The organism is Pseudomonas sp. NFACC10-1, from assembly GCF_900119195.1.
GTDB classification, from domain to species: domain Bacteria; phylum Pseudomonadota; class Gammaproteobacteria; order Pseudomonadales; family Pseudomonadaceae; genus Aquipseudomonas; species Aquipseudomonas cerasi.
The window spans coordinates 170,864-193,563 of sequence record NZ_FPJB01000009.1; the positions used below are offsets into that span (position 1 = coordinate 170,864).

The following is a 22,700-nucleotide window of genomic DNA, read 5'->3' on the forward strand; positions in this document are numbered from 1 at the left end:
CCGAGCCTGCCGTTTACTTGTCCCCAGGGTTCACTCGGTCACAACTTTTTCGCTGAGAGTGTCTGCCAGACGAACGAATGCAGCCAGATCGAGCTGCTCGGGACGCAAGCTGCCGTCTACTCCGGAAGCGGTAATCTCGTCGCTGGTCAACAGCAGCTTGAGCGTGTTGCGCAGGGTCTTGCGACGCTGGTTGAACGCTTCACGCACGATGCGCTCCAGCACACGGTGATCCTTGGCAGGGTGCGGCAGTGTTTCATAAGGGACGAGGCGCACAATGGCCGAGTCCACTTTCGGCGGCGGGTTGAACGCACCCGGTCCGACGTTGAACAGGTGTTCCACGCGGCAATGGTACTGAACCATGATCGACAGGCGGCCCCAGTCGCCACCGCCGGGTCCGGCAGCCATGCGCTCGACCACTTCCTTTTGCAGCATGAAGTGCATGTCGCGGATCAGGCTGGCGTTCTGCAGGAGGTGAAAAATCAGCGGTGTCGAGATGTTATACGGCAGGTTGCCCACCACCCGCAGGCTGCGCGGTTCGGCGCCGAGGGTGTTGAAATCGAACTTCAGCGCGTCGCCCTGATGCAGGTTGAAGTTCGGCTTGTTGGCGAACTGACCGTTCAGGATCGGGATCAGGTCCTTGTCCAGCTCGACCACGTCCAACTGAGCGCCGCTGTCGAGCAGGCCCTCGGTCAGTGCACCCTGGCCCGGCCCGATTTCCAGCAGCCGGTCTTCAGGTTTGGCACGGATGGCGCGCAGGATCTTGTCGATAACGCCTGCATCGTGCAGGAAGTTCTGCCCGAAGCGCTTGCGCGCCCGGTGTTGGTATTGCTCGGTCATGAATGGGTCTCGGCCATCTGGTAGGCGGTTTGCAGTGCGACGTGCAGGCTGCCGGTGTCGATGTTTGCGGTGCCGGCCAGGTCCAGCGCCGTGCCATGATCGACAGAGGTGCGGATGATTGGCAGGCCGAGCGTCACATTGACTGCTGCGCCGAAACCTTTGTACTTCAGCACGGGCAGGCCCTGATCGTGGTACATCGCCAGCACTGCGTCGCAGTGCTCCAGATATTTGGGGGTAAACAGAGTGTCTGCAGGCAGCGGGCCGCGCAAGTCCAGGCCTTCGCTGCGCAGGCGCTCCAGAGCAGGTTCGATGATGTCGATTTCCTCACGACCCAGATGCCCGCTTTCGCCGGCATGAGGATTGAGGCCGCAGACCAGAATGCGTGGGTGGGCAATGCCGAACTTGTTGACCAGATCGGCGTGCAGGATGCGTGTCACGCGCTCCAGACGATCCGCTGTGATGGCGTCGGCCACATCGCGCAACGGCAGGTGAGTGGTCACCAGTGCTACGCGCAGGTCGCCGGTCGCCAGCATCATCACTACCTGTTCGGTGTGAGTCAGTTCAGCGAGAAATTCGGTGTGTCCGGAAAACGCGATACCGCCGTCGTTGATCACGCCTTTGTGCACCGGGGCGGTGATCATGCCGCTGAACAGCCCATCCAGGCAGCCCTGGCCCGCGCGAGTCAGGGTTTCCAGCACGAATGCAGCATTGGCCTTGTTCAGCACGCCGGTTTCCACCGGAGCAGCCAGTGGCGTATCCCAGACATACAGACTGCCGGCAGGTGCAGGCAGATCGGGAAGCGCGTCGGGCGTGACTGAGATCAGACTGACCGCCACACCCAGTTGCGCGGCCCGCTCAAGGAGCAGGTCACGACTGGTGATGGCAATCAGGGGGTATGGCTGAGGCTGCGTGGCGAGCAGCAGGCAAAGGTCGGGACCTATGCCGGCCGGCTCGCCGGGTGTCAGTGCGAAACGCTTGGGTTTCACTGTGCAGCCTGGGTCGCGCCAGGGAGTTTGATTTCAACGTAGGCTTCGTCGCGAATCTGACGCAGCCAGGTTTGCAGCTCTTCGTCGTACTTGCGGTTACGCAATACGTTCAGCGCCTGCTGTTCACGAGCCTGATCGGTAGCGTCCGTTGAGCGACGACCAAGTACTTCGAGAACATGCCAGCCATACTGGGTCTGGAACGGTTTGGACAATTCGCCTTGGGGCGTTTCGCTCATGACCTGACGGAATTCCGGAACCAGAGAGTTGGGATCAACCCAGTTCAGATCGCCGCCATTGAGCGCAGAACCCGGATCTTCCGAAAAGCTTTTCGCCAGCTCGGCGAAATCTTCGCCGTTCTGGATGCGGTCGTAGATCTTCTGGGCAAGACGCTTGGTCTCTGCCTCGTTACGAATTTCGCTTGGCTTGATCAGGATATGACGCACATGGACTTCATCACGCATTTGCGCCTGACCCTGGCCGCCACGCTTTTCCAGCAGCTTGAGAATGATGAAACCGCCCGGCGTACGTGCAGGAGGTGTCACGTCACCGACAGGCATCGAGCTGAGCATGTCACCGAACGGCGGTGGCAGTTGTGCAGCCTTGCGCCAGCCCATGTCGCCGCCTTCCAGTGCGTTTTCGCTGGACGAGGAGGTGGCTGCGAGCCGGGTGAAGTCAGCACCTTTCTTCAGCTGGTCGTAGATACCCTTGGCCTTGGCCGCTGCAGCCTGGATGGCGTCCGAAGAAGCGCTGTCAGGCGTAGCGATCAGAATGTTGGCCAGGTGAAACTCTTCAGACAACTGAGCCTTGCCCAGATCGGAGGCGAGGAAGTTCTTCACCTCCTGCTGGGACACCTGGATACGTTCGGCCACCCGGCGCTGACGCACGCGGCTGATGATCATTTCCCGGCGCACCTGTTCGCGCGCATCGTTATAGGACAGACCGTCATGCGCCAGCGCGGCGCGGAATTGATCAACGCTCATGTTGTTGCGCTGGGCAATAGTGCCAATGGCCTGATTCAACTCGTCGTCGGAGACGCGAATGCCAGAGCGTTCGCCCATCTGCAACTGCAGGTTTTCCAGGATCAGACGATCCAGAACCTGTGGTTGCAGGGCTTCTGCAGGCGGTACACCAGAACCACGCTTGGCAATGGTCTGCTGAACTTCACGTACACGTTGGTCCATCTGGCTTTTCATGATCACGTCGTTGTCGACGATAGCCACGACACTGTCCAGAGGTTGAACCGCAGCATGCACTGCACCGCTCAGGAGTAACGCGCCCAGCATCAGCGGGCGCAGACAATCAGAAAGCTTGGTCTTCACGTTCACGATAACCTTGAATGCCTTTGTCGAGGAAGCTGTCTACCTTGGCGCCAGTGACACCGCCGAGCCCCTTCAACACGATTTGTAGGAATATGCCGCGGTCGCCTTTCTCGTTCTGAGGTGCTGCCTGGCTGAACTCGTCGTAGTCGATCCAGTAGCGATTGACCAGACGCATTTTCCAGCAGCAGTTGTCGTACTCGAATCCGCCGAAAGCTTCGATGGTGCGTTCACGGTTGTAGTCATACTGCCAGCGGCTGATCAGGCTCCACTGCGGCACGATCGGCCAGATGACCGAGAAATCGTGCTGCTGAATCTTGTAGTAGTCCTTCACATAGTTTGGCGAACCCGGGGTGCCGTAGTCGCCACCACCCACGACCCAACGGCCGGTGCTTTCGTCGTAACGAATCTGGTCGTTGCGATAGCGGTAGCCAAGGTTGACGACCTTGTTCGGATTGTCTTCAGGCTGGTAGTGGAACATTGCGCTGCCCGAACGGGTGCTTCGGCTGTCCGGATCCCAGTTGAAATCGGAGTTGAAGCGCCAGTCGCGGTTGAAGCGGTATTCGTATTCCAGTGCATAAGGCGAAACGTTGGAGCGTGCATCATCACGATCCGCGAACACCACGCCCGGCAACTGCACCTTGCGGTCTTCGAAATACAGCGCCTGACCGATGCTGAAGCGTTGACGTTCGAAGCCGTTTTCCTCGATCCAGCGGTTGGTGACGCCCAGCGACAGTTTGTTCTCGTCGCCGATGCGGTCGGAACCGGTGAAGCGGTTGTCACGGAACAGCGAAGCGAAGTTGAAGGTGCTTTCGCTGGTGTCGAATACCGGGATGTCGGTCTGGTCTTTCTCTGGAACATAGAGATAGAACAGGCGCGGCTCCAGGGTCTGGCGATAATCCTTGCCGAACCAGTTGGTATTGCGGTCGAAGTACAGGCCGCTGTCGACGCTGAAGATCGGCACGCTGCGGCTTTGGCTGCTGCTGTACTCTTCGCCGGCCAGGAGCGTGTTTTTGCCCTGGCTGTCGAGATCCAGATCGTATTGCGTGTAGACATACTTCAGCTTCGGCGTGAGGAAGCCATAGGTCCAGTTCATCGGCAGGCTGACCGACGGTGCCAGGTTCAGACGATCGCCGTTGGCGCGAGCCAGGCCGGAGATGTTGTTGTCCAGGCGTGTCTCGGAGTTGCCGTCTTCATCGATGAACGCGCCGCTGCGCAGGTCACGTTCGAAGCGCACCGCTTCAGTCTGATAATCGAACTTCAGGCCGCCGGGGTTGTAGGGCAACGTACCGTTCAGTGTCAGCTGAGGCAGGCGGTTGTACGGCGTAACGTTGGCAACCGTCGCCAGCTTGTAGGCCTGAGCATTGAGCACTGCCGAGAAGCTGTCGCCACGGTAGGTCAGGGAGCCTTGCTGGTTGAGGAAGTCAGTCCTTTTAACGCCGATCTGATCGGTTTCCAGATCCTGGAAGTAGTACGGATCGCTGATGTCGGTGTAATCGACCTGGGTCAGCCAGCGCGTATCAAGCCCGCCCTTGTGCTGCCAGTTGATCATCCAGCGGGTCTTGTCGTAGTCCGACTGCAGTTTGCGGTCGTCGTTTTCGTCGTTCAGGTACGCGCCGCCAAACTGACCTTCGCTGCCTTTGGTCAGGTAGCGGAACTCGCCTTCCATCAGCAAGCCACGATCAGCCATGTAACGCGGGTACAACGTGGCGTCGTAGTTCGGCGCCAGGTTGAAGTAGTACGGGGTGACCAGCGTGAAGCCGTTGTCGCCGCCTGCTGCAATGGACGGCGGCAGGAAACCGGACTGACGACGGTCGTCGATCGGGAAGTAGATATACGGCGTGTACAGAACCGGTATGTCCTTGACCCGCAGGGTAACGTTGGTCGCTGTACCGAAGCCGGTGGCCGGGTTCAGCGTGATGTTGTTGCCCTTGAGCGTCCAGGCGTTGCTGTTCGGCTCGCACGTTGTGTAGGTACCGTCCTTGAGCCGGATGATCGCGTTCTCTGCACGCTTGGCGTACAGGGCGTTACCGCGAATGTTCGACTTGTGCAGGACGTACTCGGCGTTGTCGACACGGGCTTCGCCGGTATCGAGTTGCAGTTCGGCCTTGTCACCGACGATCAGTGCACCATTGTCGCGCAGACGGACATCGCCGTTCAGCTCGCCACGGTTCTCGGCCTGATGCAGTGCAGCCTCCTGGGCCTGCACCTGCATGCTGCCCTGGCGCATCACGACATCACCCGCCAGCGTGGCGACCTGCGCTTCCTGTTCGTAACGCGAAGCCTTGGCTCCGACGAACATCGGCGCGTCTTTCATCGGCGTCTTGTCGTCCATGCCAGGACGGATCGGCTCGACGTAGGCACCCGAGCAATACGGGCCGGTCTCGGCCAGTTGCGCTGCGGTAAGCTTTTCGCGAGGAACCCAATCGAGGTGGCTGTAGTCAGCACTACGCGACTTCAGACCTTTGCCCTTGGCTTCAGTGACCAGTTGCGTACCCGCAGACTGTTCACCCGAAGAGGTGCCCTGTGAGGTGACCGTGCCGTTGGAACTGACCGACGTCGTGTCATGCACGGGGCGCGGAGGCAGATCCACTGCAGCAGCATTGGATTTCGGCGCACAGTTCCAGGCACCCGAAGCAGAGACTGAGCAGTCATACTGTTCCGCGGCGACCACGAACTGAGTGGCCAGAGGTTGCATCGCCAGCAGACTGCCGGTTACGAGCAACGGAAATTTTTTACGAAACGCGGGGGATTTCAATGCCATCTTATTAGTCCGGGCTTCCTGCGCGCCATCTGCCCGCGGGGGGGCCGCACGCCTCTCGATGGGCTGAAAAAGATTCCGGATAATAAAGCATGACCCGCTTGACGGCTAGCGCCGTCGGAGACCCTTGTAATGTCAGATCAAGATATACGCCTGCAATCCCTGAAAGTTTGGCTCGATGAGCAGTTGCCGGCGCTGTTTTCGGCGCACGGTTGGGGCGCTGTGCCCCCGGCTACATTGACTGCGGCCAGTAGTGACGCAAGTTTTCGCCGTTATTTTCGCTGGGAGGGTGCGGACCGAACTTTTATTGTCATGGACGCCCCTCCACCGCAGGAAAACTGCAAACCGTTCGTGGATATCGCTCATTTATTGGAAAAGTCGGGCATTAATGTTCCAAAAATTTATGCCGAAGACCTGACACAAGGCTTTTTGCTGCTCAACGATCTGGGCCGCCAGACTTATCTGGATGTCATTGACGCCGATAATGCCGATGCCTTGTTCGCTGATGCTATCCAGGCGTTGCTGGCCTACCAGCAACTGCCTATGGACGCGCCGTTGCCCAGCTATGACGTGGCGTTGCTGCGCCGTGAGCTGGAGCTGTTTCCCGAGTGGTACGTAAAGCGGCACCTGGGTATCGAGATGGACGAGGCGCAGTTGAGCGACTGGCAGCAGGTCAGCGAGCTGTTGATCAACAGCGCCCTGGCACAGCCCAAGGTACTGGTGCATCGCGACTATATGCCGCGAAACCTGATGATCAGCGAGCCCAACCCGGGCGTGCTGGATTTCCAGGATGCGGTCTATGGCCCGGTCACCTATGACGTGACATGCCTGTTCAAGGACGCATTCCTGAGCTGGCCGCAGGAGCGTGTCAGTGACTGGCTGCGCACCTACTGGGATCAGGCGCGAGCCGTTGGAATTCCGGTACAGGAAGATTTTGCCGCATTCGAGCGCGCCAGTGATCTGATGGGTGTACAGCGACATTTGAAGGTGATCGGCATTTTTGCCCGCATTTGCCACCGCGATGGGAAACCGCGCTACCTGGAAGACGTTCCGCGCTTTTTCGCTTATATAGAAGCGGTTTTGTCGCGTCGCCCAGAGCTGGCGCAACTCGGGCAGTTGCTCACCAGTCTGCAACCGGTAGACGCGGCTGTCTGAAAAGACAGAGACGGCCAGCGTGAGAGGGCCGGTTTAGACATGGCCGCCTTGAAAGATGGCCATTTTGGAAAAGATCTTGATTGTGTCGAAGAGGACTGCATGAAAGCGATGATTCTCGCCGCCGGTAAAGGCGAGCGAATGCGCCCGTTGACCCTGCACACACCCAAACCGTTGGTACGTGTCGGTGATGTGCCGTTGATCGAATACCACCTGAGCGCCTTGCGCGATGCAGGGTTTCACCAACTGGTCATCAACCATGCGTGGCTGGGCCAGCAGATCGAGGATTACCTGGGTGACGGTCAGCGTTTCGACCTGAGCATTCGTTATTCGCCTGAAGGCATGCCGCTGGAAACGGGCGGTGGCATTCAGCGTGCATTGCCGCTGCTTGGCCTTGAGCCGTTCGTGGTAATCAACGGGGATATCTGGACCGATTACGACTTCGGCGCATTGCGCGTGCCGCTTGCGGGCCTTGCGCATCTGGTATTGGTCGATAACCCTGCGCACCATCCGACGGGTGATTTCTCACTGGTTGACGGTCAGGTGCGCGACGACGATTCGGCAGGTCAGCGGTTGACGTACAGCGGCATCGCCATCCTCCATCCACAGCTGTTTGCCAACTCTGAGCCCGGCGCGTTCAAGCTCGCGCCGCTGTTGCGCGAGGCGATGCATAAGGGACTGGTCACGGGCGAGCACTACCGAGGGCGCTGGGTCGATGTCGGTACCCACGAGCGCCTGGCTGAAGCCGAGCAGATGCTTGCGGAGACTCGCTGAATGCTTTGGCCCGGCACACTGATCGGCGCTGGAGTCGGTTACGCAATTGCCAGTATTCCAGGCGCAATGCTCGGTGCTCTATTGGGGCAGGCGCTGGACCGGCGCCTGAAGCTGCAAAGCTGGGCGCATCTGCGTGAGCGTCTGGGTGGGCGTGCAACGATCCCCCAGGACGACCTGCTGTTCGTGTTGCTGGGCCGTCTGGCCAAAAGTGACGGACGGGTTCTGGCCAGCCATATCCAACAGGCACGTATCGAGATGCGCCGTTTGAATCTGAACGAGACGGATCAGTTGCGCGCCATCAACGCTTTCAAGCGCGGCCGCGACGGCTCCGATGGGCTGCGCAGTTATCTGCGTGGTCTGCAACGGCAGCCGGACATTGCCGAAGACATGTTGCGCGCCTGTTGGCGGATGGCCTGGGCGGACGGCAAGGCTTCTCGGGTCGAGCGCGAGCTGATCGGGGTATGGGGCATGTGGCTTGGCTGGACAGGGCCGCAGGTCGAGGCGCTGGCGGCTGACCACGACCCTATGAAGCGTTCACCGATCAGCAGCGGCGACGACTACAAAAGTGCGATGACGCTGCTGGGGATAAGGTCGGACACGGATCCTCTGAGCATCAAGCGTGCCTACCGGCGTCTGCTCAGCCGGCATCACCCTGACAAGATTGCCGGCTCGGGCGCCAATCCGCAGCAAGTGCGGGTGGCGACCGAGAAGACCAGCGAGTTGCACAATGCCTATCGGGTGGTGAAAGCCCGACGCGGGTTCAACTGAACCTGCGCTTATTTTTCCTCTTTGGCGTCTATCCAGCCACGAACACGGCGAAATAGCTGCTCTTGTTCGGTATCTCCGCTGCCGGCGATGTTGATCAGACCAATCTGGGTAAAACCCGGCCCCTTGGTGCGTTTACTGGCCTGCAGGCGGGCTTTTGCAGCCTCGTCAGGCGAGTTTTTGTAGATGAAGTCGACGGCTTTTACTTTCAACTGAGGCACCATGTCCAGCAGCGAAGGCTTGGCATTCAGGGGTTCGCGCGCCGCCAGCATCACCAGCTTCTGCACCACAGGCGATGTCCGCTCGTTGAGGAACCTGGCCGTCCAGTACGCGCCGCTGCTGTGGCCGATCAACACGATACTGCGTGCCTTGTTCTGCTGCGCAAAGCTGATCGCGGCTTCGATCCGCGCAAAGATGCGCTCGGCCTGGGCCTTGTTAATCTCTTCGTCGGCTGCAGCCTTGGCTGTTTCAGCAGCCGCCAGAGCCTCGGCTTCTGCCGCCGGGTCCTTCGCTGTCGCGCTGGCGTCCTTGGGGGTTTCCTTCGGCGTTTCAGTGGCTTTGCTGGCGTTTGCATCTGCCGGAGTTGCATCGGGCTCGCGTGCCCCCGGCGTGTTGTCGAGCGGATCCGGCATGGTGATACTCAGGCTCGACCAGCCGACATCCGGAAACTTGCGACGCAGCGGGCCGACAGCGTCGGGCCAGTCCGGTGATTCAGCGTCGCCAGGCACAATGATGACCGCGCCTTCGGGGGCGTCGGTGTTGGCGGGTTTCCAGAGCGCGAGAAAGCTTTCGTCTCCGGCCTGAAGTTGCTGCTGGTCTTCGCGAGGCAATTGGCGTTCCAGTGCTATTGCGTCTTCCTGCGAGCGGCTGAGCAGCGGGGCTCTTTCGACCGGCGCATCCGCGGCAGCGTCTTTGGCAGGGGCCGGGTCGGCTGCGACGGCAGGCAAGGCGCAAGGCAGTATCAATGACAGAAACAATGCAGGAAACGTTGCGCGAAAGGTGTAGGACATCGGATATTCCAAGCCAGAAACTATCCCGGCAGCCTAATGGGTTGATCGGCTTTTGTCAGGCCTGAGCCTGCGCGGCACATGGCCGCGATACGCACACACGAGAGCGACATACTGATGATTCGTCTTCTGCGCACCGGTTTTATCGGCTGCCTGGCTTTGCTCTTGATGGCTCAGATGGTCGATACGCAGGCTGACGAACCTGAAACACCTGCCGTTGCGCAGTTGAGTTCGGCGCAGCGTAATTGGCTCGACCAGCATGGTCCGTTGCGCGTAGGGCTGGTACTGCGCGCGCCTTACGCGCAGTTCGATCAACGTTTGCAGCAGTTGTCCGGCGCCAACGTCGATTTGATGAATGCGCTGGCGGCGACGCTGCCGGTCGAGTTGCTGTGGCGAAACTTTCCTGACCAGAGCGCGCTGGAGAACGCGCTGGCCAAGGGTGAAATCGACGTTGCGCCCGGCTTGATGCAAACCCCGGCAGGCCTGCGTCTGTGGTTGTTTTCCGACCCGTATTTGCGTGTTTCGCAGTTGTTGATCGGCGAACGTGATGGCAGCACTGCCGTGGACCTGGAGAAACTCGACAGCCTTTCCCGCGTTGCGGTGCGCATGCCCGGCACCACGGCGGACTACCTGCGCAGCAATTTCCCGCACCTCAATCTGCAAGGAGTGCCGTTGGAGCGCCAGGCGCTGCAATTGTTGCTCAGTCAGCAAGCACGTTATGCCGTGGTGGACGAGGCGCAGCTCAGCCGTTTGCTGCGCGAGCCGGAGTTCGCAGGGCTGGCGGTGGTGGGGGATATCGGGCTGCCCCAATTGTTACGTGTGGCTTCACGTCGCGACATGCCGGAACTGGCGGCCATCGTCAGCGCAGCATTGCGGGCGATCCCAGCCAAGGAGCTGGAGCAACTGCATTCGCGCTGGATGCCGCTGACCCCCGCACATTTCATCGAGTCGACCAAGCTCTGGAAGAACCTGTGCATTCTGCTGCTGGTGATGTTGCTGGCGTGTTTCGCCATCGTGGTCTGGCAGCGACGCCAGCAGCAGGCGCTGGAGCAGGAACTGCTGGCTGCACGCGAAGAACTCGCCCTTCGTGTCGAGGGCGAGGAAGCCTTGCATCTGGCGCAATTCTCCATTGATCAAAGCACCGTCGGCATCCTGTGGGTCAACTGGGACAGCCGTGTGCGTTACGCCAACCGGGCAGCGGAGTCCATGCTGGGCTATGCGCCGGGGCAGGTGGTAGAGCGCCCGCTGATCGATTTCGAGCCCGGTCTGCATATGGATCGCTGGCTCAACCTGTGGAAGAACGCGCGCTCCAGCGAAGACAGCCCGCAAGTCTTCGAGACCCATTGCCTGCGCGCCGATGGCAGCCTGCTGCCCACCGATATCTCGTTGAGCTTCCTGCGCTTTCGTGACGCCGAATACTTGGTGGTATTCCTCACTGACGTCAGCGAACGACGCCGCGCGCATGACCAGTTACGTGACTTGTCGGCGCATCTGGAAAGCGTGCGTGAAGAGGAGAAGGCGCATATTGCCCGCGAGGTTCATGACGAACTGGGTCAGATGCTGACGGTATTGAAGCTCGAGACGTCGATGTGCGAGCTGGCCTATGCCGACCTCGACCCTGGCCTGAGCGAGCGACTGGACAGCATGAAGCGTCTGATCGCTCAGTTGTTTCAACTGGTGCGCGATGTGGCCACGGCCTTGCGGCCGCCGATTCTCGATGCCGGCATCGCATCAGCCATTGAATGGCAGGCGCGCCGTTTCGAGGCGCGCACGCAGATCCCTTGTCTGGTGCAGGTGCCGGACAATCTCCCGGCGCTCAGCGATGCCCGGGCTACAGGCATGTTCCGGATCCTTCAGGAGGCCCTGACCAATGTGATGCGCCATGCACGGGCACACACGGTAGAGATCAGTCTGACGCTGCAGGACGGCATGATGTGCATGAGCGTCGCCGATGACGGGCAGGGGTTTGTCATCGAGTCAGGCAGGGCGGTTTCGTTCGGTCTGGTCGGGATGCGCGAGCGGGTGCTGATGCTCGGTGGCCGACTGGAGCTGGACAGCGAGGTGGGTGAGGGCACAACCTTGCGCGCCTATATCCCGCTGGACACCCTCGCACAGGAGCGAAGACAGTGATTCGTGTTTTGGTAGCCGAAGACCACACCATCGTGCGCGAAGGAATCAAGCAATTGATTGGCTTGGCCAGAGATCTGCAAGTGGTGGGCGAGGCGAGCAATGGCGAACAGTTGCTCGAAACCCTGCGTCATGTGGCCTGCGAAGTGGTGCTGCTGGATATCTCCATGCCCGGCGTCAACGGGCTTGAGGCGATACCGAGGATTCTCGCATTGACCAACCCGCCGGCCATTCTGGTGCTGTCGATGCACAATGAGGCGCAGATGGCTGCGCGTGCATTGAAGGTCGGCGCGGCAGGTTATGCCACCAAGGACAGCGATCCGGCGCTGCTGCTGACGGCCATTCGCCGGGTGGCAGCCGGCGGGCGTTATATTGATCCGGATCTGGCCGACCGCATGGTCTTCGAAGTCGGCCTCACCGACAGCCGGCCTCTGCACTCGCTGCTGTCGGAGCGCGAGTTTTCAGTATTCGAGCGCCTCGCCCAGGGCGCCAACGTCAATGACATCGCTCAGCAACTGGCCTTGAGCAGCAAGACCATCAGCACCCACAAGGCGCGGCTGATGCAAAAAATGAAACTCAACTCGCTGGCCGATCTGGTCAAGTATGCAATGGAGCACAAGCTGCTCTGAGTCTGAAAACGACACCTGACACCCCGCGCCCCTTTGCGACGCAGAGCGTCGAGACCTGCATTCCCACGCGGAGCCTGCGGAACGACAGGCGTCCTTGAGAACGCTATTGTTCTCGTGCTCTGCGTGGGCATACCGTGCGGAACGATAGGCGTCCTTGAGAACGCTATCGTGCCCATGCTCCGCGTGGGCATGCCGTTCGGGACGCTCTGCGTCCTCTTGCGATGCCGCGCGTCGAGAAGGGGAGGAACCGACATATCCAATCGCGCCATCTCTGTAGGGCAATCCCTACCCCTGGCCTTCCAGCCAGCCTAGGCGATTCTCTCCCGGCCCCCGATTTGCCGGGGCTTCGGGCTGCTCTAGGCTTGAGCCCACGCAGACAAAACAAAGGTGTGGGTAATGAGCGACGTCGATACAAGCGCTGGAGCAAATGATGTTCTGGTCAGCTTTCGTGGTGTGCAGAAGAGCTACGACGGCGAAGCACTGATCGTCAAAGACCTCAACCTGGACATTCGCAAGGGCGAGTTCCTGACGCTGCTCGGTCCGTCCGGCTCGGGCAAGACCACCAGCCTGATGATGCTGGCCGGTTTCGAGACCCCGACGGCTGGTGAAATCCTCCTCGGTGGCCGCGCCATCAACAACGTGCCGCCGCACAAACGCGACATCGGCATGGTGTTTCAGAACTACGCCTTGTTTCCGCACATGACTGTGGCCGAGAACCTGGCGTTCCCGTTGTCGGTGCGTGGCATGAGCAAGACCGACGTCGGCGAGAAGGTCAAAAAGGCACTGGGCATGGTCCAGCTGGACACGTTTGCGCATCGCTACCCGGCGCAGTTGTCCGGTGGCCAGCAGCAACGCGTGGCGCTGGCACGCGCGCTGGTGTTCGAACCCCAGCTGGTGCTGATGGATGAGCCGCTCGGTGCTCTCGACAAGCAGCTGCGCGAACACATGCAGATGGAGATCAAGCACCTGCACCAGCGCCTGGGCGTGACCGTGGTCTATGTGACCCACGACCAGGGCGAAGCCCTGACCATGTCCGACCGGGTCGCCGTCTTCCATCAGGGCGAGATCCAGCAGATCGCACCGCCCCGCAGCCTGTACGAAGAGCCGAAGAACACCTTCGTGGCCAACTTCATCGGCGAGAACAACCGCCTCAATGGACGTCTGGTCAGCCAGGACGGCGACCGCTGTGTGGTCGAGCTGGAGCGTGGCGAGAAAGTCCACGCACTGGCGATCAACGTCGGTCAGCCTGGCGGTCCGGTGACCCTGTCGATCCGTCCCGAGCGCATTAACCTCAATGGTCGCAGCGAGAGCTGTGCCAACCGGTTTTCCGGTCGTGTGGCCGAGTTCATCTATCTGGGCGACCACGTTCGCGTGCGCCTGGAAGTGGCAGGCAAGAACGACTTCTTCGTCAAACAGCCGATTGCTGAACTGGACCCGACGCTCAGCGTGGGCGATGTCGTGCCGATCGGCTGGCAAGTCGAGCACGTCCGCGCGCTCGACCCCTTGCAGCAAGTGCATTGATCTATCAATAAAAGCAATAACAGAGGCGACCTGATCGCCCATCCCAATCGCTTACCAACACTGCTCGTGGAGAAAAGAACCTATGTTGAAGTCTTTGAAGTTCACCGCTATCACGTTGGGCCTGATGTGCGCCGCGCAGGCCATGGCTGCCACCGACCTGACCGTCATCTCCTTTGGCGGTGCCAACAAGGCCGCTCAGGAAAAAGCGTTTTACGCGCCTTGGGAAAAGGCCGGCAACGGCAAGATCATCGCCGGTGAGTACAACGGGGAAATGGCCAAGGTCAAAACCATGGTCGACACTAAGAGCGTTTCCTGGGACTTGGTAGAAGTCGAATCGCCGGAACTGGCGCGTGGTTGCGACGAAGACATGTTCGAAGAGCTGGACCCGAAACAGCTGGGCAATGCTGCTGACTTCGTGCCTGGCGCCATCACCACCTGTGGTGCCGGCTTCTTCGTCTGGTCCACCGTGCTGGCGTACAACGCTGACAAGGTCAGCACTGCACCCAGCGACTGGGCCGATTTCTGGGACACCAAGAAATTTCCAGGCAAGCGCGGCCTGCGCAAAGGCGCCAAGTACACCCTGGAATTCGCCCTGATGGCCGACGGCGTTGCGCCGAAAGACGTCTACAAGGTATTGGCCAGCAAAGATGGCCAGGACCGCGCGTTCAAAAAGCTGGATGAGCTCAAGCCAAACATTCAGTGGTGGGAAGCTGGCGCACAGCCGCCGCAGTACCTGGCTTCCGGTGATGTGGTGATGAGCTCGGCCTACAACGGCCGGATCGCCGCCGTGCAGAAGGAAAGCAACCTCAAGGTCGTGTGGACTGGCGGCGTGTACGACTTCGACGCCTGGGCCATCCCTAAGGGTTCGAAAAACGCCGATGCCGCGAAGAAGTTCATCGCCTACATGCTGAGCCCCGATCAACAGAAGACCTACTCGCAGAACATTGCCTACGGCCCGGCCAACACCCAAGCGGTCAAGCTGCTGGACAAGGAAACCCTGCAGAACATGCCGACCACGCCTGAGAACATCAAGGATCAGGTGCAGATGGACGTGGCGTTCTGGACCGACAACGGCGAATCCCTCGAGCAGCGTTTCACTGCCTGGGCTGCCAAGTAAATCATTTGCGTTGAGTCAGAACCGGGCGCTCCCTGAAACGGGGAGCGCCCCCTCGTTGAAAGATCCCGGAGTTCGCTATGGCCATCGCCGTGCCCCTGACTGAAGGCGCCAGCCCCAACTTGAAGCAACGTCTCGCTCGCGCCGAGCGGGTCAACCGCTGGAAGGCTCAGGCACTGATCGCGCCGTTGGTGATTTTCCTGTTGTTGGTGTTTCTGGTGCCCATCGCCGCGCTGCTCTACAAGAGTGTTGGCAATCCGGAAGTCGTGACTGCACTGCCGACCACTGTGGTCGAAGTGCAAAAGTGGGATGGAAAAGGGCTGCCGCCCGAGTCGGTCTACAAGGCAATGAGCCTGGACCTGGCCGAAACACGCAAGAATTCCACGCTGGGCGATCTGTCCAAGCGTTTGAACATGGAACTGGCCGGTTATCGCAGCCTGCTGAGCAAGACCGCCCGCGCGCTGCCGTTCAAGACCGAGCCTGCCTCTTATAAAGAAGCGCTCGAAGCATTGGACGAGCGCTGGGGCGACCCGGCGTACTGGCAGGCGGTGCGCCGCAATACCAGCAGTGTTACGCCGTATTACCTGCTGGCGGCCGTCGACCATCGTATCGATGACCTCGGCGAAGTCGCCCCGGCGACCCCGGACCAGGCGATCTATCTGGACATCTTCGCCCGCACGTTCTGGATGGGCCTGGTGATTACCGCGATCTGTCTGGTACTGGCTTATCCGCTGGCCTATCTGCTGGCCAGCCTGCCCGCCCGGCAGAGCAACCTGCTGATGATTCTGGTGCTGCTGCCGTTCTGGACCTCGATTCTGGTGCGCGTGGCTGCCTGGATCGTGTTGTTGCAGTCCAGCGGTCTGATCAACAGTGCGCTGCTGGCGATGGGTATCATCGACAAGCCGCTGGAGCTGGTCTTCAACCGCGTCGGCGTGTACATCTCGATGGTGCACATCATGCTGCCATTCATGATCCTGCCGATCTACAGCGTGATGAAGAACATCTCCCCGACCTACATGCGCGCTGCGATTTCGCTGGGCTGCCACCCGTTTGCGAGCTTCTGGCGCGTGTACTTCCCGCAGACTTACGCCGGGATCGGCGCCGGCTGCCTGCTGGTGTTCATTCTGTCGATTGGCTACTACATCACCCCGGCGTTGCTGGGCAGCCCGAACGATCAGATGGTCAGCTATTTCGTCGCCTTCTACACCAACACCAGCATCAACTGGGGCATGGCCACCGCGCTCGGCGGGCTGCTGCTGTTGGCGACCATCGTGCTGTACCTGATTTATAGCTGGCTGGTCGGCGCCAGCCGCCTGCGTCTGAGCTGAGGAGTGTCACCATGCTGAACCCTTACACATCGCCGATCGAGCGCCTCTGGTATTACGCCTTGCGCATCATCTGCACCCTGGTGCTGCTGTTTCTCGTGCTTCCGGTATTGGTCATCGTGCCGCTGTCATTCAACTCCGGCAGCTTTCTGGTCTACCCGCTGCAAGGCTTCTCGTTGCAGTGGTATCAGGACTTCTTCAACTCCGCCGAGTGGATGCGTGCGCTGAAGAACAGCATGATCGTCGCCCCGGCCGCGACCCTGCTGGCGATGGGCTTCGGCACGCTGGCAGCGATCGGCCTGACCCGCGGCAACTTCCCTGGCAAGGCGCTGGTCATGGCTTTGGTGATTTCGCCGATGGTGGTGCCGGTGGTGATTGTCGGCGTCGCCAGTTACCTGTTCTTCGCGCCGCTGGGCCTGGGCAACAGCTACACCTCGCTGATTCTGGTCCATGCGGTGCTGGGTGTGCCATTCGTGATCATCACCGTGTCGGCGACCTTGCAGGGTTTCAATCACAATCTGGTGCGTGCGGCTGCCAGCCTTGGTGCCTCGCCACTGACCGCCTTCCGGCGCGTGACCCTGCCACTGATTGCGCCGGGGGTGATTTCCGGCGCGCTGTTCGCCTTCGCGACCTCGTTCGACGAAGTGGTGGTCACGCTGTTCCTCGCCGGGCCGGAACAAGCCACCTTGCCTCGGCAGATGTTCAGCGGCATTCGCGAAAACCTCAGCCCGACCATCGCCGCCGCTGCGACCTTGCTGATCGGTTTTTCGGTGGTCTTGCTGCTGGTGCTTGAGTGGTTACGCGGGCGCAGCGAAAAACTCAGAACGGCTCAGTAACCGAGCGCGACAAGTCTCAAGCGGCCAGCCAGGGCGAATCCATTGGCGTGCAGCTTGAGGCTTACCGCTCCGGGCGAAGCTTGGCGTACAATCCGCGCACCGTGATTCTGCTCAAACAGGTGCGTCATGCAGCCCTTCGTTATTGCCCCATCGATTCTTTCCGCTGACTTCGCCCGTCTGGGTGAGGAAGTCGACAACGTGCTGTCCAGCGGCGCCGACTTTGTCCACTTCGATGTCATGGACAATCACTATGTCCCGAACCTGACCATTGGTCCGATGGTGTGCAGCGCGTTGCGCAAATATGGCGTCACCGCACCGATTGACGTGCACCTGATGGTCAGCCCGGTGGATCGCATCATCGGCGACTTCATTGAGGCCGGTGCCACCTACATTACCTTTCACCCGGAAGCGACCCAGCACATTGATCGTTCGCTGCAGTTGATCCGCGAGGGTGGCTGCAAGGCGGGCCTGGTGTTCAACCCGGCCACGCCGTTGAACCTGCTCGAATATGTCATGGACAAGGTCGACATGATCCTGCTCATGAGCGTCAACCCCGGTTTTGGCGGGCAGAAGTTCATTCCCGGCACGCTCAACAAGCTGCGTGAAGCACGCGCCTTGATCGATGCTTCTGGACGCGACATCCGCCTGGAAATCGACGGCGGCGTGAACGTCAACAATATCCGCGAAATTGCAGCGGCAGGTGCTGATACCTTCGTCGCCGGTTCAGCCATTTTCAATGCACCGGACTACCGCGAAGTGATCGAAAAGATGCGCACAGAACTGGCGTCATCCCGCGCATGAGCGGCTTCGAGCAGCTGTTTGCAGGCAAACTTCCCAAGCTGATCATGTTCGACCTGGACGGCACCCTGGTGGACTCGGTGCCCGATCTGGCCGTGGCGGTGGACACCATGCTCGCCGAGCTGGGGCGTCCGATCGCCGGGCTGGAATCGGTGCGGTCCTGGGTGGGCAACGGTGCGCCGGTGCTGGTACGCCGCGCGCTGGCCAACAACCTCGACCACAGCGGGGTCGATGACGCGCTGGCCGAGCAGGGCCTGGAGATCTTCATGCGCGCTTATGCGCAGAAGCATGAGTTCACCGTGGTCTATCCCGGCGTGCGCGAAACCCTCAAGTGGCTGCAGAAAATGGGTGTCGAAATGGCCCTCATCACCAACAAGCCGGAGCGCTTCGTCGCGCCGCTGCTGGACGAGATGAAACTGGGGCGTTTCTTTCGCTGGATCATCGGCGGCGACACCATGCCGCAGAAAAAGCCCGATCCTGCTGCACTGTTTTTCGTGATGAAAATGGCCGGCGTACCGGCCTCGCAATCACTGTTCGTTGGCGACTCGCGCAGTGATGTGCAGGCGGCCAAGGCTGCCGGTGTGGCCTGCGTCGCGCTGAGCTATGGCTACAACCATGGGCGGCCGATTGCCGAGGAAAACCCGGCGATGGTCATCGATGATCTGCGCAGGCTGATTCCCGGTTGCCTGGACATGGACGCTGAGATACTGTTGCCCGACATCAAACGTCCCTCCTCAAGAGAATCCATCGTGGTGGTCACTCGCAAACTCTGGATGAAAGTCATCAAGGCCCTGGCCCGCTGGCGTTGGCGCGCCTGACCTGATTCTGGCCGGCCTGCCGGCACGTTTGCCTACCTGACCGTTTTGTCCTCAAACCACGAGGTTGCTCATGAACCGTGAAGAATTCCTGCGTTTGGCCGCTGAAGGCTACAACCGCATCCCGCTTGCCCGCGAAACCCTGGCCGACTTCGACACACCGCTGTCGATCTATCTCAAGCTTGCCGACCAGCCCAACTCCTACCTGCTGGAGTCGGTTCAGGGCGGCGAGAAGTGGGGGCGTTATTCGATCATCGGCCTGCCATGCCGCACCGTGATGCGCGTGCATGGTCATCACGTCAGCGTGACCCATGATGGCGTCGAGATCGAAAGCCTGGATGTCGAAGACCCCCTGGACTTCGTCGAGACCTTCAAGGCGCGCTATAACGTGCCGACGATTGCCGGGCTGCCACGCTTCAACGGCGGGCTGGTGGGCTACTTTGGCTACGACTGTGTGCGCTATGTCGAGAAGCGTCTGGCCAACTGCCCGAATCCTGACCCGCTGGGCGTGCCGGATATCCTGTTGATGGTGTCTGACGCGGTCGTGGTGTTCGACAACCTGGCGGGCAAGATGCACGCCATCGTGCTGATCGATCCGGCTCAGCAGGACGCCTACGCAAGTGGTGTGGCGCAGCTCGATGAACTGATGCACAAGCTGCGCCAGCCGATCACGCCGCGCCGCGGTCTTGATCTGGACCGGCCTCCGGCTGCCGACCCGGTGTTTCGCTCCAGCTTTACTCAGGATGATTACGAGGCGGCGGTCGACACGATCAAGCAGTACATCCTCGCTGGCGACGTGATGCAGGTTGTCCCGTCACAGCGCATGTCCATCGATTTCAGCGCCGCGCCCATCGATCTGTATCGGGCGCTGCGCTGCTTCAACCCGACGCCTTACATGTATTTCTTCAACTTCGGCGACTTCCATGTCGTCGGTAGTTCGCCGGAAGTGCTGGTGCGGGTCGAGGACAACCTGATCACCGTGCGTCCGATTGCCGGTACTCGCCCTCGTGGCGCCACCGAAGAGGCGGATCGCGCGCTGGAAGAAGACCTGCTTTCCGATCACAAGGAAATCGCCGAACACCTGATGCTCATCGATCTTGGCCGCAACGATACCGGTCGGGTGTCCGAGATTGGCACGGTCAAACTGACCGAGAAAATGGTCATCGAGCGTTATTCCAACGTGATGCACATTGTGTCCAACGTTACAGGCCAGTTGAAAAGCGGGCTGAGCGCGATGGACGCTCTGCGCGCAATTCTGCCGGCTGGCACCCTGTCCGGAGCGCCGAAGATCCGCGCCATGGAAATCATCGATGAGCTGGAGCCGGTCAAGCGCGGCGTCTATGGCGGGGCAGTCGGTTATCTGGCCTGGAACGGCAACATGGACACGGCGATTGCGATTCGGACTGCGGTAATCAAGAACGGTGAGCTGCATGTACAGGCCGGTGGCGGCATTGTCGCCGACTCCGTGCCAGTGCTGGAATGGGAAGAAACCCTGAACAAACGCCGCGCCATGTTCCGCGCCGTGGCCCTGGCCTCGCAAACTGCCGAGGGTTGAGCAGGCTTGCTGCTCTGGTAATGAACGGTAGTTAGAGAGCTATCGTTCCTCACGCTCCAGCGTGGGAATGCCTTGGGTGACGCTCCGCGTCACCGATCCGCACTGCGCCGCAGTTCTCAGGATAGGACGCGGAGCGTCCAGAAAGGCATGCCCACGCGGAGCATGGGCACGATAGTGAAACCCTGAAAAAGCGCCACGCACGATAGTTGAGATTATCGTTCCTCACGCTCCAGCGTGGGAATGCCGTGGGTGACGCTCCGCGTCACCGATCCGCACCGCGTCACAGTTCTCAGGATAGGACGCGGAGCGCCCAGAACGGCATGCCCACGCGGAGCATGGGCACGATAGTCAGATCATCGTCCCTCACGCTCCCTCCTGCGGCAGTCTAAAAACTCAGACTCAACGCGACATTCACTCCTTGCTGGGTAACGTCATCGTTCTTGCGCCAGTTGTAATTGCCGCGCAGTGTCAGGTCCTGAGTCAGCTTCTGGCTGACGCCCAGCGTTGCCCGGTTCAGGTCGCGTTGCGGCGTGTAGCCTTCCAGCGTGAAACCCACTGACTGGACACTGTTGAGCGCCATGGTTACGTCCTGCTGATCGGTCTCGAACTCCCGCTCATGGGCAACTTCTCCCCATACCTGTGTGCTCGGTGTCACCTGGAATTTGCCCTGTACACCCACGCCTGCACGCCGCGATTTGCGCGTCTGGTCACTGAAGGTCAGCGCGGTCGAGCGGTCGCCTTTTTCCGAGTAGCCATCGACATCGATGTGCGCGTAATCGGCGCTGACGAAAGGCGACAGATGCCAGCGACTGGTCGGGCCCGCGATGTCGAAGCCCACTCGCCCGCTGGCAGCCCACATTTCACCGTCGGTATCGCCTTTTTCCTGACCTTCGCTGACGCCCAGCGCGAACTTGCGCTCGGCATTTTCGTAGTCCAGTTTGCCGCCCGACACTGCCAGATCACCCCACCAGTGGTTGGCCTGATACTGCAGGAACGCAGTGGCGATGTAGCTGTTGAGTTTGTAGTCCGAGTCTCTTGGGCCGGCCTCAAGATTCTGGCGATACGCGCCGGCGACAACCCCTGTGCGCCAGTTTTCGGCAAACCGGTAGCTGCCGCCTATGGTCAGGTTATAGCCTCTTCCGTCAGCATCAGCCGAGCTGTCCTGCGCGTCGAAGTCCATTTTCTGACCGCCTGCCGAAAGCATGCTCTGCCACTGCCCGACACCTTGCCAGTTACCCCAGTCGCTGAGCCACTGGGCGCGAATTTCGTCCTGATGCATACGCAGCGTGCCATTGGCCATTTCCGGCAGCAGGGAGACTTCCCAAGGGGCCGAAAGCAGCGAGTAGGCGTAGTCGGCCAGCAACCTCTGTCCGGCCTCGGTCGGGTGCACGCGATCGTTGAAGAACAGCCGGTTCGGATTCGGCGTCGCACTGGACCTGCCGTTGGTGGTGCTTTCCCGGCAGCTATTGCCGCTGAAACAGGTGCTGACCAGATTCTCGTTGGGATCGAACCCGAAGCGTGCCGGTTCAGCGAGGATCTCATTGATCAGCAACGGAACGTTCAGCGGAATGATCTGCGCATTGATCTGCGCCAGTCGGCTGACCAGTTGCTGATTGAAACCCGCGCTGAGTGCCGAGGTGGCCGAAGCCAGTGGCGAACCGCTCAAGGCTGGCGTTTTACCGATGTCCGGCAGCAACCAGACCATGATGTAGCGCGCACCGGCCTGTTGCAGGGCTTGCGCGCTGTCTGCCAGCTGATTGGCAGCTTGCGCGGCGCTGCTGGCACTCAACACGCGACCTTGCAGAAAGTCGTTGCCGCCTCCGGTCAGGTAGTAAAGAGCGTTGGGGTCAGCGCGAAAACCGTTGGCGGGCAGATAACCTGTCCGGCTGCGCAGCAGCGTGCCGGTGTTCGGGTCTACGACGGTGGATTGCGAGTTGATCGAGTCGAGAATCTGATCGGTCCGATAGCCGCCGACCGCCCAGTTATTGCCATCGGGCACTCCCAGCGCAGCATTGACCGGTGACGTCGACGCCGCCAGATCTCCTGACGGCACACCGAGCATCCTGCCGATCAGCGTCGACGAGTTCAGGTTGAACACTTCACCGCTGCCGTCCTGATAGGTGGGGCCGACACGATTGGTGAACCTGAGCGTGGAGCCTCTGGGCCCGGCGGTGTCCGGAAACTGCCCGGCATCGGCGAGACTGTCACCGAACGCCACCATGGTCGAATAGGGCGCGGCAGCAGCGCTGCCGCAGGCAAGCGATAACAGGCAGGCCGCGAAGGGCCAGCGCCTCGATGTCTTGGTCATGAACGGATCCCGATTGTTTTTGTTTTGTACCGGAAACGTAGCAAGATTTTTCATGACTGCAAAGTTCGATGAAC

At 60.4% G+C, this 22,700-nt stretch carries 18 protein-coding genes; 12 read left to right on the top strand and 6 right to left on the bottom strand.

Annotation, left to right across the window (positions count from 1 at the left end; all coding sequences use genetic code 11):
* Positions 1–30 precede the first annotated feature (30 nt).
* From rsmA to BT119_RS23355, 4 genes are read right to left on the bottom strand one after another with little or no spacing between them, the layout of a single operon-like run.
* Positions 31–837: a 16S rRNA (adenine(1518)-N(6)/adenine(1519)-N(6))-dimethyltransferase RsmA gene (gene rsmA, locus BT119_RS23340; protein WP_003433248.1), complete on the bottom strand. Its 807-nt coding sequence runs from the start codon at positions 835–837 to the stop codon at positions 31–33.
* On the bottom strand, positions 834–1,823 hold the full coding sequence (gene pdxA, locus BT119_RS23345; protein ID WP_003433247.1) for a 4-hydroxythreonine-4-phosphate dehydrogenase PdxA: 990 nt from the start codon (positions 1,821–1,823) through the stop codon (positions 834–836). The genes rsmA and pdxA overlap by 4 nt, the downstream gene beginning before the upstream one ends.
* Positions 1,820–3,142: a peptidylprolyl isomerase gene (locus BT119_RS23350; RefSeq protein ID WP_003433245.1), complete on the bottom strand. Its 1,323-nt coding sequence runs from the start codon at positions 3,140–3,142 to the stop codon at positions 1,820–1,822. The genes pdxA and BT119_RS23350 overlap by 4 nt, the downstream gene beginning before the upstream one ends.
* Positions 3,123–5,903: an LPS-assembly protein LptD gene (locus tag BT119_RS23355; protein WP_060708352.1), complete on the bottom strand. Its 2,781-nt coding sequence runs from the start codon at positions 5,901–5,903 to the stop codon at positions 3,123–3,125. Before BT119_RS23355 ends, BT119_RS23350 begins: the two co-directional genes overlap by 20 nt.
* A gap of 129 nt (positions 5,904–6,032) precedes the next feature.
* On the opposite strand from BT119_RS23355, the gene BT119_RS23360 reads away from it, so the two are divergent.
* From BT119_RS23360 to BT119_RS23370, 3 genes are all read left to right on the top strand, one after another.
* Positions 6,033–7,055 carry an aminoglycoside phosphotransferase family protein gene (locus tag BT119_RS23360; protein WP_003433240.1) on the top strand — a complete coding sequence of 341 codons (1,023 nt, stop codon included), beginning with the start codon at positions 6,033–6,035 and terminating at the stop codon, positions 7,053–7,055.
* Positions 7,056–7,154: 99 nt separating this feature from the next.
* A complete protein-coding gene (gene murU / locus BT119_RS23365) occupies positions 7,155–7,826 on the top strand; it encodes an N-acetylmuramate alpha-1-phosphate uridylyltransferase MurU (RefSeq protein WP_003433236.1) in 672 nt (223 codons plus the stop codon).
* Positions 7,827–8,594, top strand: a complete 768-nt coding sequence (locus tag BT119_RS23370; protein WP_072367006.1) for a TerB family tellurite resistance protein — start codon at positions 7,827–7,829, stop codon at positions 8,592–8,594.
* A gap of 8 nt (positions 8,595–8,602) precedes the next feature.
* Here BT119_RS23370 and BT119_RS23375 read toward each other — a convergent pair whose 3' ends face one another.
* Positions 8,603–9,601 carry an alpha/beta hydrolase family protein gene (locus tag BT119_RS23375; RefSeq protein WP_072367007.1) on the bottom strand — a complete coding sequence of 333 codons (999 nt, stop codon included), beginning with the start codon at positions 9,599–9,601 and terminating at the stop codon, positions 8,603–8,605.
* A 78-nt stretch (positions 9,602–9,679) separates the two neighbouring features.
* Here BT119_RS23375 and BT119_RS23380 point away from each other — a divergent pair, with 78 nt between their 5' ends.
* The 9 genes from BT119_RS23380 to trpE all read left to right on the top strand — a co-directional run bounded on the left by BT119_RS23380 (position 9,680) and on the right by trpE (position 20,318).
* Positions 9,680–11,728 carry a sensor histidine kinase gene (locus tag BT119_RS23380; protein ID WP_044309476.1) on the top strand — a complete coding sequence of 683 codons (2,049 nt, stop codon included), beginning with the start codon at positions 9,680–9,682 and terminating at the stop codon, positions 11,726–11,728.
* Positions 11,725–12,354: a response regulator gene (locus BT119_RS23385; RefSeq protein WP_003341145.1), complete on the top strand. Its 630-nt coding sequence runs from the start codon at positions 11,725–11,727 to the stop codon at positions 12,352–12,354. Before BT119_RS23380 ends, BT119_RS23385 begins: the two co-directional genes overlap by 4 nt.
* A 396-nt stretch (positions 12,355–12,750) precedes the next feature.
* Positions 12,751–13,875, top strand: coding sequence for an ABC transporter ATP-binding protein (locus tag BT119_RS23390; RefSeq protein WP_003372763.1), 1,125 nt, complete (start codon positions 12,751–12,753; stop codon positions 13,873–13,875).
* Between the two features lie 82 nt (positions 13,876–13,957).
* Positions 13,958–14,992 (top strand): polyamine ABC transporter substrate-binding protein, encoded by a 1,035-nt coding sequence (locus BT119_RS23395; RefSeq protein ID WP_072367008.1) that lies wholly within the window; start codon positions 13,958–13,960, stop codon positions 14,990–14,992.
* Positions 14,993–15,069: 77 nt separating this feature from the next.
* Entirely contained in the window at positions 15,070–16,317 is a 1,248-nt protein-coding gene (locus BT119_RS23400; RefSeq protein WP_003372759.1) for an ABC transporter permease, read from the top strand.
* Positions 16,318–16,328: 11 nt separating this feature from the next.
* Complete coding sequence (locus BT119_RS23405; protein ID WP_003394916.1) at positions 16,329–17,150, top strand: ABC transporter permease; 822 nt, start codon at positions 16,329–16,331, stop codon at positions 17,148–17,150.
* A gap of 126 nt (positions 17,151–17,276) precedes the next feature.
* Entirely contained in the window at positions 17,277–17,951 is a 675-nt protein-coding gene (gene rpe / locus BT119_RS23410) for a ribulose-phosphate 3-epimerase (protein ID WP_003304938.1), read from the top strand.
* Positions 17,948–18,766, top strand: a complete 819-nt coding sequence (locus BT119_RS23415; RefSeq protein WP_003433219.1) for a phosphoglycolate phosphatase — start codon at positions 17,948–17,950, stop codon at positions 18,764–18,766. The genes rpe and BT119_RS23415 overlap by 4 nt, the downstream gene beginning before the upstream one ends.
* Positions 18,767–18,836: 70 nt before the next feature.
* On the top strand, positions 18,837–20,318 hold the full coding sequence (trpE, locus tag BT119_RS23420) for an anthranilate synthase component I (RefSeq protein ID WP_003433217.1): 1,482 nt from the start codon (positions 18,837–18,839) through the stop codon (positions 20,316–20,318).
* A 385-nt stretch (positions 20,319–20,703) separates the two neighbouring features.
* Here trpE and estP read toward each other — a convergent pair whose 3' ends face one another.
* Positions 20,704–22,626 carry an esterase EstP gene (gene estP, locus BT119_RS23430; protein ID WP_072367021.1) on the bottom strand — a complete coding sequence of 641 codons (1,923 nt, stop codon included), beginning with the start codon at positions 22,624–22,626 and terminating at the stop codon, positions 20,704–20,706.
* Between the last annotated feature and the right edge of the window lie 74 nt (positions 22,627–22,700).